The sequence below is a fragment of the Paenibacillus periandrae genome (genome assembly GCF_022458865.1).
GTDB classification, from domain to species: domain Bacteria; phylum Bacillota; class Bacilli; order Paenibacillales; family NBRC-103111; genus Paenibacillus_S; species Paenibacillus_S periandrae.
In genome coordinates this window covers 168460-181059 of sequence record NZ_JAJNMU010000024.1, presented here as the reverse complement: position 1 = coordinate 181059, position 12600 = coordinate 168460, and the positions used below count along the sequence as shown (strand labels likewise).

At 43.8% G+C, this 12600-nt stretch carries 11 protein-coding genes; 6 read left to right on the top strand and 5 right to left on the bottom strand.

Going from position 1 to position 12600, the window contains the following annotated elements:
* Window positions 1–229: 229 nt before the first annotated feature.
* Window positions 230–679 carry a DUF2269 family protein gene (locus tag LRL21_RS34040; protein WP_240420253.1) on the bottom strand — a complete coding sequence of 150 codons (450 nt, stop codon included), beginning with the start codon at window positions 677–679 and terminating at the stop codon, window positions 230–232.
* A gap of 215 nt (window positions 680–894) precedes the next feature.
* Here LRL21_RS34040 and LRL21_RS34035 point away from each other — a divergent pair, with 215 nt between their 5' ends.
* From LRL21_RS34035 to LRL21_RS34025, 3 genes are all read left to right on the top strand, one after another.
* Window positions 895–1338, top strand: coding sequence for a MarR family winged helix-turn-helix transcriptional regulator (locus LRL21_RS34035; RefSeq protein WP_240420252.1), 444 nt, complete (start codon window positions 895–897; stop codon window positions 1336–1338).
* A 75-nt stretch (window positions 1339–1413) separates the two neighbouring features.
* Complete coding sequence (locus LRL21_RS34030) at window positions 1414–2070, top strand: hypothetical protein (RefSeq protein ID WP_240420251.1); 657 nt, start codon at window positions 1414–1416, stop codon at window positions 2068–2070.
* Window positions 2071–2102: 32 nt separating this feature from the next.
* On the top strand, window positions 2103–2249 hold the full coding sequence (locus LRL21_RS34025) for a hypothetical protein (RefSeq protein WP_240420250.1): 147 nt from the start codon (window positions 2103–2105) through the stop codon (window positions 2247–2249).
* Window positions 2250–2326: 77 nt separating this feature from the next.
* On the opposite strand, the gene isdG is transcribed toward LRL21_RS34025, so the two are convergent.
* The 4 genes from isdG to LRL21_RS34005 are packed head-to-tail and all read right to left on the bottom strand — an operon-like array spanning window position 2327 to window position 5434.
* Window positions 2327–2650: a heme oxygenase gene (gene isdG, locus LRL21_RS34020; RefSeq protein WP_240420249.1), complete on the bottom strand. Its 324-nt coding sequence runs from the start codon at window positions 2648–2650 to the stop codon at window positions 2327–2329.
* An 11-nt stretch (window positions 2651–2661) separates the two neighbouring features.
* Window positions 2662–3459 (bottom strand): ABC transporter ATP-binding protein, encoded by a 798-nt coding sequence (locus tag LRL21_RS34015; protein WP_240420248.1) that lies wholly within the window; start codon window positions 3457–3459, stop codon window positions 2662–2664.
* Complete coding sequence (locus LRL21_RS34010) at window positions 3459–4454, bottom strand: FecCD family ABC transporter permease (RefSeq protein ID WP_240420247.1); 996 nt, start codon at window positions 4452–4454, stop codon at window positions 3459–3461. The genes LRL21_RS34015 and LRL21_RS34010 overlap by 1 nt, the downstream gene beginning before the upstream one ends.
* A 5-nt stretch (window positions 4455–4459) precedes the next feature.
* Entirely contained in the window at window positions 4460–5434 is a 975-nt protein-coding gene (locus LRL21_RS34005) for an ABC transporter substrate-binding protein (protein WP_240420246.1), read from the bottom strand.
* Between the two features lie 394 nt (window positions 5435–5828).
* On the opposite strand from LRL21_RS34005, the gene isdC reads away from it, so the two are divergent.
* The 3 genes from isdC (at window position 5829) to LRL21_RS33990 (ending at window position 12556) form a co-directional block, all read left to right on the top strand.
* Window positions 5829–6602 carry a heme uptake protein IsdC gene (gene isdC / locus LRL21_RS34000; RefSeq protein ID WP_240420245.1) on the top strand — a complete coding sequence of 258 codons (774 nt, stop codon included), beginning with the start codon at window positions 5829–5831 and terminating at the stop codon, window positions 6600–6602.
* A gap of 332 nt (window positions 6603–6934) precedes the next feature.
* On the top strand, window positions 6935–7321 hold the full coding sequence (locus LRL21_RS33995; protein ID WP_240420244.1) for a cadherin-like domain-containing protein: 387 nt from the start codon (window positions 6935–6937) through the stop codon (window positions 7319–7321).
* A gap of 204 nt (window positions 7322–7525) precedes the next feature.
* Window positions 7526–12556, top strand: a complete 5031-nt coding sequence (locus tag LRL21_RS33990) for an NEAT domain-containing protein (protein WP_240420243.1) — start codon at window positions 7526–7528, stop codon at window positions 12554–12556.
* Window positions 12557–12600: the final 44 nt, after the last annotated feature.

Genomic DNA, 12600 nt, shown 5'->3' with positions numbered 1-12600 from the left:
ATACGAACAAGAAAAACCCTTGATTAACAAGGGTTTAAGTAATGTAGTTATAGCTAGTTAATGCCACAAATTACCTTGAGGGGGTAGTGTCCCATGGACGTGCGGGTTCAAATCCCGCCGACCGCATATATGTCTTTAAAAAACCAAGAAACGTCCTCTCCATTTATCAACATGGAGCCAGGACGTTCTTTTTCGATTAACTTTAAATAATTGATGCTGCTCTTCATCGCTAAGGTTTTATAATCATAAGAGTAAACAACAGGACACCTAAAATAGAAGCTGTGTAATAAATGCGATTGGCCTTGCTCAAAAACCTGACCGATGTTTCAGGCAGATTTTGATCTTGCGAGAGATCAGGGGCTTGAAGTGACAGATGCAGATTTTTGACAACTGGGTCCAATATTCCCACGACCAAAACTTGAATGGCTACATATAGAACAAGCGAGCCTATGATCCAAAAGCTCGAGAAGCTCCAAGAAGATACAATTACTAGCAGGATTCCGGTGAGTACAGCTAGGGTCCCGCCTATTTTTGGGAAAAAATTCAACAGCTTAAATGAAGCGATCGACTGCCGTAACCCTCCGACAGTCTGCCCGTTTCGAAACAATAAATGTCCAAAATAAGTGGGACCGATCCCGATAATCGCCGATAGTACATGAATAAGCACCAACCATTTCATATTCCTTGCCTCCTTTTCTGCAGAATAGTTATAAGATAACACGCTGCCAGAACGCATTATATTATCCAAAGGTAGTAATAAGGTATAGGGTAGGTATACTCTTTCATCAACTGAAGTTTGTAAAGACGTTTAATTCTCTTTTCTCACGTCTTGTGCTCCTATTTAGGATATTGTATATTATGATTAGAATACTAACTGTAGGGAGCCCATACGAAATGTCAGATAAACTTTCAATAATGTCTCGTATAGGTATCAATTTCCTAACCTGGCAGCGATATTTACAAAAGCAGCTTGTACCTCATCAAATCACATTAAAGCAGCAGTATGTATTGCGCAAGCTTGTCGTTAAAACGATTTTAAACCCTTCGCAAATTGCTGAGCTGCTTTACTGTGATCGTCCTACCGCAACCGTCATTATTAATAATATGGAGCGGCAGCGCTGGATTAGAAGGAGTAAGGATTTGACTAATAAAAAGATGGTTAATATTGCGATCACGGAGGAAGGACAAGATAAGCTAGCGTCTTTGAATCAAGCGCTGCAAGCGGAGGAGGAGTTTGATCCTTTATCTTGTTTTACAGAGGAAGAAAAGCGACAGCTGAGCACGTTGTTAAACAAGATGTCCAATCATCTACAACACATTAAGAATAAACCTGAGTAAATTTTTTTGTATTATAATTAGAATTCTAATTATATTCTTAAAAATATTTTCCATTTAGAATAGGAGTGAGTATAAATGACAGTATTCATCAACACTGAGCCTTTACCACCTGGTCGGGCACATCTCGTCGAGAGCTTAATCCAAGACATTATTCCACTTCATCCTGGTATCGACGGATTCATCCTGACGGGTTCCATTTGGAGTCCAGATACTCAATTGCCTCATTCAGACATTGATATTAATTGGCATGGTATCAGTAATGATAGCATCAACGATCCGCGTCTGAATCCACATAGTATCTTTCAGGAGGCGGGAGTTACGATAGAGATGGCCAATTATTTTTGGGGAGATTTGTCGCTACCTGAGACCATGCGTCTTTCGGTTATTGTATCTTTGAACCGTGCTCACATTTTGTGGGAGAAAGAAGGCAGATTTTCCGTTCCTCAGCAAGAAACGCGAGGGCTGCTGCGAAATGTGCAATGGGTAGATGCAGCTATCGAACGATCCTTATCGGAGTTGACCGTACATGCGAATAATTGGTTAGACCCCGTATATATCAAGAGTAATAAAGATAATCATCATGCATTCGACTTTGTAAGAACGGTCGTTGGCCCAACGGTGGGATTGCTGGATTCAATAGACTTGCGCCCGCCTAGCGCTGTGCGCAAAGGATTAATGGAAATAACCCAAACCAGTCTAGGCGTGGATTTATCGATTGTAAACAATTGCTGAATGGAATATCCCCAAGAGGAGAAGAAGCATTCGTGCAATTTGCAGAAAGATTACAAGTGCACACAGCCGAGGATATTGGCAAGAAAGCAGTACAATATGCAGCCATTGTGGAGAGAATACATAGCCAACAGAAGAAACTGTCAGATCATCTTCTGCGTAAGCTGAAATCGACTGATTAAAGATATTCTTACAATATAAAAGATCCTCTCCTGATCAGGAAAGGATCTACGTTGTATGACTTGATAAACTTTGCTTATTATTGAGCAGCTGCAATCGGCTGTCTGACGATTTTTACTTCATAGAATGAAATTTTATTGGAGACGATATATTCCGGAATTTCCCTTCCGTGGGCATGCGACTCTTTAAAGGCGTCACTTTTTGTCCAGGCATGGAAATCCTCTTTTTTCTCCCAACGGGTAACGACCGTAACCTCGTCGTGTTCCTTTGTATTTTCGGTCAACAGAACTTCCAACCCCAAAAAGCCGCTCATGTACTCCACTTTACCAATCTTGTCGAAACGCTCGATCAGCTTGTGGGCTTCACCTTTAGTGATTTGCGATGTGTTTGTAATAATAATCATATTATAGCCTCCTAGAGTTTGATAATGTTTTTATTGGATATTGTTTTTAAAGGGATAATGACAGGATAGTCGTCTTCGAATCTGACTTTCGCCTGAACGTTATAAATATTTTCCAAAAAATGCGATGAAATAATCTCAGTCGGCTTGCCCGTTTCCGCGATCCTTCCATTTTTCATGGCGATTATGTAGTCACAATAGTGAGCTGCCTGCTGGAGGTCGTGAAGCACCATGACGATGGTTATGCCGTATTCGCGATTGATGGTTTGCAGCATTTCCATCAAATCCAGCTGGTGAGCAATATCCAGGTAGGTGGTAGGCTCATCCAGCAAAATAATCGACGTTTTTTGTGCTAACGCCATTGCAATTCGTGCTTTTTGCTGCTCACCGCCAGACAAAGTATGGAACATCCGGTCCTCATGCTTTTTGGTTCCCGTTGTTTGCATGGCCCAGTCCACAATTCCGTGGTCCTCGTCGGTCATACGATCAAACAATCGTTTGTAGGGCGCTCTGCCGTAAGCGACAAGCTCCTTGACCGTCATCTCGGGCAACCCAGTTTTTGACTGGGTGAGCATGGCTACGGTTTGCGCCATTTCAGCCGATTTATAAGTATGGGTGAGCTTACCGTTGATTGTCACAGTTCCGCCATCGGCTTCTACTAGCCGTGTCATAATTTTGAGCAGTGTTGATTTGCCAGAGCCGTTCGGCCCGACAATGGCAGTCACGTTTCCTTTCGGAATCGATACAGTGATATGCTGCAGCTGAAAGGCGCCTACATCGAGCTGGATTCGATCAGTAAGGATTGCTGACATTATACGATTCTCCGTTTCTTAAGCAAGTATAAAAAGAACGGGGCGCCCAAGCAGGCCAGCAGTATACCAACTGGAAGCTCCAAAGGATCGAACCATGAACGGGCGATCGTATCCGACAACACAACAAGTACGGCGCCTCCAAGCATCGACAGTGGCAGCAAATAACGGTAATCCTCTCCAGTAAGCAGGCGGATGGCATGCGGAACCACAAGACCAACGAAACCGATAAGACCAGCAACACTGACTGCAATGCCAGCTAAAAAAGCAGCCAACAGGATAAGCAGAATTCTGTGCATCTCAATCTTCATACCGAGCAGCTTGGCAGAATCATCCCCCAGCAAAAGCAGATTGGCTGATTTGATGGTGAGCAGCGACAGCACAAGCCCAATGATTGCATAAGGGGCCATAAATTCAAGATGATGCCAGCTTCGTCCGCTTAATCCTCCTGCCAGCCAAGGCAAAACAGCCTGAACGCGATCACTGTAAAAGACCATGATGCCGTTCATGACAGCCCCAAGCAGCGCATTAATGGCAACACCGGCCAAAATGATTTTCAATGGTGACGAGCCTTTATCCCAGGCAAGACCATAAATGAGCAGTGCAGTCGCAAAAGAGCCTGCAAAGGCGAGAGGCGGCAGCAAATAGCCGAACTGCGGCAAGAGAATCATGGTAATAACAGCTGCTAAACCACCACCGGCGGACACCCCAATAATTCCCGGATCAGCCAACGGATTTCTCATCACACCTTGCAGCAGAGCACCGGAAACTGCCAAACAAGCACCTGTTAAAATCCCGATTAATACACGGGGCAGCCGTAGATTCATGATAATTTTCTCATGGATCGGTTGTCCGCCATTGGTGAATACCGACCAAATGTCCCGAAGCGATATGGGTACCGAACCATAGGTCAAACCGTAGAAGGAAACAATGACAAGAAGCAAAGGAATAACAATGATGATCAGCTTTCTTCTGGAGCTTCTCTGCTTTTGATTCATCGTTGTCACTTGGCAGCCTGCAGACGTTTGCTCATCAGATCGAGTGCATTGACAACCTTGGTACCTGGATTCGTGCCGAACAGGTCAGCGGGAAGTATCTCAATATGGTTGTTTTTCACGGCATCCAGACTGCTCCAGGCTGCATTTTGCTGCATCTCTTTCATAAATCCATCCTTCACTTTCTCCGGGCTTCCATGGGTCATGATAACAATCAACTGCGGATTTGATTTTATGATTTTCTCGGTATTCATCTGCGCATACTGGGGATAATTGTCAAGCTTAGGGTAGTCTGCGGCAATATTTTCACCACCGGCAGATACGAGTATATCGCCACTTAATGAATTGTTAAGAGCGGCCATATAGGTGCCCGGTGCCCCATACACCATAAGCACCCGCGTTTTAGCTGCACTTGGAGTGGTTTTGAGCTCCTGCAATTTTTGATCGATGGCTTGAGTTAACTCTTTGGCCTTGTCTTCTTTCTGCAGCAGCTGACCGAACAAACCGATTTGCTTTTTGATGTCATCAATCGAATTAGCGCTGGTCAGTACCATTTTGGAGCCTACGCCCTCCACACCTGGTATATCCTTGGTGTTCAGAGGATGATTACCGAGTACGACATCGGGGCTCAGGAGTGCGATCTTTTCCAAATCAATTCCGTGCGTGGAACCAACCTGTTCTACACTTTGGGCCGCTTGCAGCGTTACAGGAACTGTTGCGGTTGGACGTCCTACCAGCGTTCCCCCAAGCGCATAAACGATATCCATTTCACCGTTTGCCAGAGCGACGATATTCCGAGGCACACTGGGGAAGGTAATGCTGCGGTCGGCGAAATCTTTAATAGTTAGGGCACTCCCCTTTGATGGGGCAGAACCTTCACTTACGCCTGCCGCAGACCCGAGGCCCGCAGATGGAGCCGATGCACAGGCCGTTAGTCCAATGAGAGAAGCGGCCAATATAAGCATCAGCAAAGGTTTTTTCATAAAAAAAGCGTCCTCCTATTCAGTTTCATGAGCAATAATGATATCATGGGAAACGAGTAGCGTTACCCCTTCACAAGGAGAATGATAATCAATCTCACTATAGTTGTCAATCGTTTTGTGGCAATTTGTTCCAAATTTATATTGGTGGACATGGATTGACAAGGCAGAGCGTAGTAAGCTATCATCAAATTTGTATTATTTTTCCACTGGTATCATATTGTGAACATAGGAGTACATAAGGGGGCTGATGCCATCCATACAAATCTGGTAAACCGAATTTCGTTTATTTTTTTGTGTTTACATTGATAATGATTATCGGTATCATTATAGTGAATCTACAACCAGCCAAAATTGAGTATTTATTAAGTTTTATTATTGAGAAGGAGATTAGATTGTGAAAACAAGTTGGCGATTGCAAATGGTATGTTTTACAGTTCTCAGTATGTTGATGTTATTTAGTGTGCCAAAAGCGGAGGCTGCATTGGCGGATGGTACGTACACATTGAATTACACGGTAACCAAAGCAGAGAATGATTCTGCTTCAATGGCAAATGATTATTTTGAAAAGCCTGCGACTGTATTTGTAAAAAATGGTCAGATTGAGATGCAGCTTGCTATCAATCACAGCAAATGGGTAACTCAGTTTAAGGTGCAAAATAATACAAGCTTTACAGATGCGAAAGTCATTAGCAGTGACAGTGCCGAAGACAAGAGAGTCACCCGTTTTCCAGTAACCGATTTGTCAAAGCCGATTATTTCAAAAATTCATGTCACTGTTGAATCCATCGATTACGATCATGATTATACGATTCGTTTTTTGGTTGATGAAAAAAGCATTAAAAGTGTAGCAGCGGATAGTTCAGCAGCCCCCAAGGCGGAAGCTCCGGCCGCTTCTCCACCAAACAGTCCTGCAGCAGCTGCACCCGGCGCAAGCACTACCGCTCCATCCAAGACAGTGATACCAGCAGCGAAATCACCAGCAGTCCCTGCTTCCACGAAGGAATCGTCCAATAAAAGTGCAGAAGCTGGCAACTCGACAGCCTCTCCGAGTAAAACTGCAAATCCGCAGACTGGAGATACGGCTCCGCTTGCTTTGCTGACCGTAATGCTGTTATTGTCAGGTTTATACCTAGGGTATACAGTAAAAACCAAAAGATCCGGCAAGTAAACTAACAAAAAAATAATGTTTGACATAATATTTTATTTATGTATAAAATTGGGATGTCGATGGACGCTGTACACGTTATCGACGAAATCAGTAAAAGAGGTGCCTGCTTATAACGCGGTAATCAAGTACCTCAGTCGCAGAAGTTTTTTTTTACATCATTGTTGATAATGATTATCATTATCTTTAAACTTACTTTTCTGTGGCAGCCATAATTGCATTCAGGAAAGGGGGATCGGAGAGGGAAATTCATTTGAAAGCAAGAATAACAGTTGCCGTCGTTCATTTGTAGCAAATAACAAACTAAACCAAATAATCTAAGGGAGTGTTTACTAATGATGAGATCCATGAAAAAATCCGTTGTATCGATGCTAGCTCTGTTCGTACTGGTGTTCGCTCTGGCTGTTCCTGCTTTCGCTGCTGCTTCCAACTATCAATTTTTGGATTCATCCGGAAATCCTTCATCTCATGCTAATTCATTCACATCGGATGCAGTTATTACCGGATCATCAGTTAAAGTCTCCTATGACAGCTCTGTTGTTACTGGCTTAAAGGTAGATAGCGGTTCTGGTTATGTAACAATTACTCCTGATACATCAGTATCTGGCGTCATTTCGTTCACATTTACGGTTGCAGATTTCACTGAGACTCTGCCTGTGAAGCTTGGAGTTAATGCAGGACCTCATAGTGGAGATTTGGATTTATTTATTCAATGGTTGTAAGACTAATACATTAGCTAATCAATAGTTATAACTATGTAAGGGGTAAAGAATGGCTTGCAAGTATTGAAGCCGTTCTTTACTTATGATGCCATCCAGTTACACTAAGTTTCGTTGAATTTCGATCCATTTTGAAAATTGGATTTTTTCGCATTTATGCCCGTAAGAGCAAGAACCATATAGAACGACTTTAAGGAGAGTAATGAATTGACTAAACTATTTAAGAAAACAATGGCGATGCTGATTGCCTTCGTATTATTACTATCTACAATACATATAGGACCCGTTTCGGTGGCTAAAGCTGCGACTACAGTTGCTGATGGTGAATACCCGATTTCCTACCGATACGTCAAGAACGGTACTTCGGAAACCTCGGCAGCTAACTACTTTATGATCAAGGACACAGGCAAATTGATTGTGAGTAATGGCAAGGCGAAGCTACAGCATGAGATTAAGAAGACGGACTACACCGCCTTTGCGTACTTTGGTTCGCGTATTGCAGGTAAGGACAAGGCCGTTATCAAAGAAGAGACGGGTAAAGTACCCGTTGTTACTGGTATAGAAGGTTATCAACCCGTAACAACCAAGCAGGCCAGTAATGCTAACAATATCATTGTACAGGTCGATGTTGAGGATATCGGGAAAGTACAGGATATATTAATGCATATCGATGACAAGGATAATATTTTTAATTTAAATCCTACCTATAACTATTGGTACAACGTGGGATTGGAATTGGATATCAGCAAACTGGAGACGACATCTACCGGAGATGTTGTTGACAAGGAAAGCTTGAAGCAATTGATTATACAAGCCCAATCGCTTTTTGATGTCGCAGTTACGAAATTGTTTGGATCAACGGAAGGGGGCACAAACGTTGTATCCGACAAAGAATACGACAAACTATTCATGAGTACTAATGATAATGGCGCTACCATTTATAGCAATATTACAAGATCTACGAATATTGTAAACGATATTAGCGCTACAACCAAAAATGTAACTGATGCATACGATGCCCTGAAATTATCTATTGATAGAGTAAATAGTACACAATATCATGCTGCAACAGCGGGTATAATAGTTCTTGACTCGCTTAGTGCAACAGCTACTCGTTCAGTTTATTCCAATGAATTTAAACAAACAGCGACAATGTTGGAAGAGAAGGTAGCTCCGTATTTCAAAACCTATTCCAACATTACTTTTGTAAATCCTGCGAGTGAGCCATCTGTAAAAATAGCAGTACCTGACGCATTAGGGTTGTTCGGCACTACAATAAGCAGCACGCAAGTAGGGAATTTTGTAGGTAAAAATTCCGATACACAGAATAGAACTTATCAGATTAATTCCAGAGTTCAGGCTGTAACCGATGATGTGTGGCAAGGTTTCTCATGGATAAGATATACGGTAGGTACCGTGACTAAAAATGTCTACATCAGCTACAACGCCGACCAGCTTACGGCTTTAAATGCTTCCATTACTGCTGCCAAGCAGTTGAATAGTTCAGCTGTAGTAGGTACTGGAATCGGGCAATATCCCGCAAGTGCCAAGACCAAGCTGCTGCAGGCAATCGGTCTTGCAGAAATTGTTGGAAACAATCTAGCTGCTCAAAGGCCGCAAATAACAGCGGCTGCAAAAGCACTACAAACTGCGGTTGATGCTTTCAAATTGACAGCTGTACACACGATATATTACTCAACTGTTCATGCAACAAACAATGCTTTCTCCGCTATGGAAAGTTATTTGGCGAAGCCGGCGACTCTGACCACGGAAGAGGATGGCTCGGTTTACGCATCCTTAACGGTAAATAACAGTGCATCGGTTCCTGAAATCAAGATCAAGCAAAACGGTAGTTTCGTGGATGCGATTACTGTAAGCTCGGATCCCGCAGCTAATAAGAAAATTGTTAAATTTAAAGTCGACAATTTATCAGCACTTATCGATGCCCAAGTGCGTACAGTGGTGCCTGCACAGAATTATGATCAAACCCATAGTATTCGTTTGAACTTTAACAATGTGGATAATAGTGCGCTATCGCAAGCTATAACTGCTGCTTCCGCTTTTAATAAAACAGCAGCAGCAGGCACAGAGCCGGGCCAATATCCCGCAGTGGCCAAGGCTGCTATACAGTCAGCCATTGACACGGCCGGTTCTGAAGCGTCCAACTTAAATGGTACACAAGCACAGACGGCAACAGCACTGCTCGCATTGCAGCAAGCCTTGGCTAAATTCAAATTATCAGTTGTTGCCGCACCTGTTGATTTAGCAGACGGTGACTATCCGATTAACTTTACGATTTACAAAAAAGGCACTAATGAAAATTCCGTTATGTATGACTACGTAGATAAAACAAGCGGGAAATTAACCGTTGCTGCCGATAAAAGGTATGTTTCCTTTGTTTTAAAGCAAAGTGCAGAAATCAAATCATTTAAAACCGAAAATGCTGGCATTTTGACGGAAACGGAAATTGTGAGAATCGATCCAGTAAACAATACACGTATGATTAAATTCGAGGTTAATAAAGATCTGACTAAGAGATTAAACGGCTGGGTGAAGATATACTGGCAAGTAAATCCAACCTTTTTATACGACAATGAATACGATGTTGAGCTTGGGTTTAGCGATGCACCAGCAGCAAGCGCACTGAATTCTCTGATTGCCAGTGTCCAGGCAGCACATGACGCAGCCATAGAGGGAAGCGCCGGCGGCCAATACCCGGCAGGCTCCAAGAGTACGCTGTTGTCAGCGATTCAACAAGCCAAGGCTGTAGCCGCCAATTCGACGGCAACGCAGCAGCAGCTGAATGATGCCAAAACTGCGCTGCAAAGTGCATTCGACCAGTTCCAAGCGTTGGTCATTAACGTATCGGGCATTTTGCCTGACGGGGATTACCAGCTGAGCTACAAGATTTATAAAAAAGGAACCGATGAGGCTTCCGTAATGTATGACTATGTAGACAAGAATAGTGGAAAGCTGACAGTTCAAGGTGGAAAAGCAATTGCGTCATTCGAGCTGAAGCAAAGCGCTGAAATTACCAGCTTCAAAACGAAACAAAATGGAACCTTGACCGAAGCGGTAGTGGTGAGCAGTGATACAGCCAAAAATACAAGAGTTGTACAATTCGAAGTGGCTGATTTGACAAAACGGTTGGATGGCTGGGTCAAAATCTACTGGCAGGTAACACCGACCTTCCTCTATGACCATGAATACGATGTAGAAATCGGAATCACGGGCATTACAATCGATTTGGCGAAGCCAGTTAAGGACGGTCAATACAGCTTTGGATTCTCAGCAACTTCCGATAATCCTGGGGCAGCCCCGATAGGCAATTATGTGGAAAATGCGGGCAGCCTGAAAGTACAGAATGGTAAAAAAACAGCAACCTTTACATTAAAAAGTGGTGTAACCGCCAAAAAAATTACGCAATACAACTCTGATGGAACCTTCAAGAAAGAGATTACACCGCAGTATGCAGCCAAACAGTCAGGTGTAGTGAAAGTGTTGGCGAATGACATCACGACCAGCCTACAGCTGGAAGTTGATGATCTGACTGCTATATATGCTCTTACACTGGCGGCTGCTGACGGAACGGAAACAACCTATAAGCTGCAGTTCAGCACTGTTTCTCCCGTAAGTGCGATTACACCAGATCCGGTTAATCCAGGTACAGGTGGAGGCGGTACCGGAGGAACGGGTGGCACAGGTGGTACCGGCGGTGGCGGTGGTGCCGTGTCCAATCCGGTCCTTGACGGTAAATATACGGTAAACTATAAGATTTTAAAATATGAAACCGACCAACGTTCAGTGATGCAGGATTACGTAATCACACCAGGACTTTTGACGGTTCAGGGCGGCAAGCAATATTTTTCATTTACGCTCAAGCAGAGCAAGGAGATAACTTCCTTTAAGACGGATAGCGGTGGTTCATTGACTGATGCTACTGTGATAAGCAGGGATGATGTCAACAATACCCGGGTTGTTCAGTTTGAAGTGAAGGATTTGTCATCGAAGCTCAAAGGGTGGGTGAAAATCGACTGGGTGGAAATGAACTATTTTCATGAATATGATGTCGATATCGCTTTTGATAAATCAAGCATGACGAAGGTAAGTGCAGATACAGTGCTTGGTGGAGCGGGTGCGGCTGTCGCATCACTCAAAGATGGAGAATATGATCTTGATTACAAAATGCTGCAGTACAAAAACAGCCTTGAATCCAAATATAGCAATGTGGTTTCGTATCCTGCCAAGCTCGTAGTCAAGGACGACAAAAAAAGCGTAAAGCTGACGATAACCAAGCATAAGCTGGTGGAAGATCTCAAGGTAGAGGAAGAACAAGCCGTTTCTAACAAATCCGGTACTGAGACTACGATGCAAAAGGTATTGCAATCAACAACGGTTTTGAGTAAGGACGAATCGGCGGACACACGTGTTGTCAGCTTTGAACCTAAGGATTTGACTGCGCCGATCCATGCCCAGCTTAGTCTTGTTGTGCCTTACACAGACGAAGAACTGCAAAAGCATCAGGACGAGGTGGATAAAGCTCAAAAAGCGGAAGAGGGCTATATTCCGACACTAAAGAAAAAGGTTGAATTGGCAGATATCGATCTTGTGTTCGATATCGAGGCGCTTGGCAACAAGGTAAGTGCACAGCCGGATCAAGCTGCAACTAACCCGAACGGTGGTACACTGCCAGCTTCCGGTTCCAGCTTTGGTGATCTTGAGAATCATTGGGCCAAGTCATCCGTAGAGCGTGCCATATCACTTGGCATCGTCAACGGGTACGAGGATGGAAGCTTCCGTCCTAACGGTGAGATTAGTCGTGCCGAGTTTACTGTCATGCTGGGTCGTGCACTTAAGCTGGAGGGCGGCGGTACGGAGCTCAACTTCGCTGATAACAATAACATCCCGGTATGGGCGAAGCCTTACTTGGAACAAGCGGTTGGAGTTGGAATTATTAGCAGCTATGAAGATCGTACATTCCGTGCTGATCGCAAAATTACACGCTCAGAAATCGCAGTCATGGTTGCACGGGCATTAAAGCTCCCGCTTGATACCAATGAAGCTCCGACATTTGCAGATGTACGGCAAATTCCGGACTGGGCTTTAGCCCCGGTTGCAGCAGCAGCCAAGAAAGGAATTATTAACGGCAGGGATAACAACCTGTTTGCTCCACAGGATCAGGCGACAAGGGCGGAAGCTGTTACATTGATTCTGGCGATGTTGGATCACACCAAGTAAGTCATAGATGTTGAAGTGCGAATAGCAAGCAAACGGGGATGCCG

Coding starts and splice junctions, on each gene's coding strand:
- LRL21_RS34040 (WP_240420253.1), bottom strand. CDS start 679: ATGAAATGGTTGGTGCTTATTCATGTACTATCGGCGATTATCGGGATC.
- LRL21_RS34035 (WP_240420252.1), top strand. CDS start 895: ATGTCAGATAAACTTTCAATAATGTCTCGTATAGGTATCAATTTCCTA.
- LRL21_RS34030 (WP_240420251.1), top strand. CDS start 1,414: ATGACAGTATTCATCAACACTGAGCCTTTACCACCTGGTCGGGCACAT.
- isdG (WP_240420249.1), bottom strand. CDS start 2,650: ATGATTATTATTACAAACACATCGCAAATCACTAAAGGTGAAGCCCAC.
- LRL21_RS34015 (WP_240420248.1), bottom strand. CDS start 3,459: ATGTCAGCAATCCTTACTGATCGAATCCAGCTCGATGTAGGCGCCTTT.
- LRL21_RS34010 (WP_240420247.1), bottom strand. CDS start 4,454: ATGAATCAAAAGCAGAGAAGCTCCAGAAGAAAGCTGATCATCATTGTT.
- LRL21_RS34005 (WP_240420246.1), bottom strand. CDS start 5,434: ATGAAAAAACCTTTGCTGATGCTTATATTGGCCGCTTCTCTCATTGGA.
- LRL21_RS33995 (WP_240420244.1), top strand. CDS start 6,935: ATGATGAGATCCATGAAAAAATCCGTTGTATCGATGCTAGCTCTGTTC.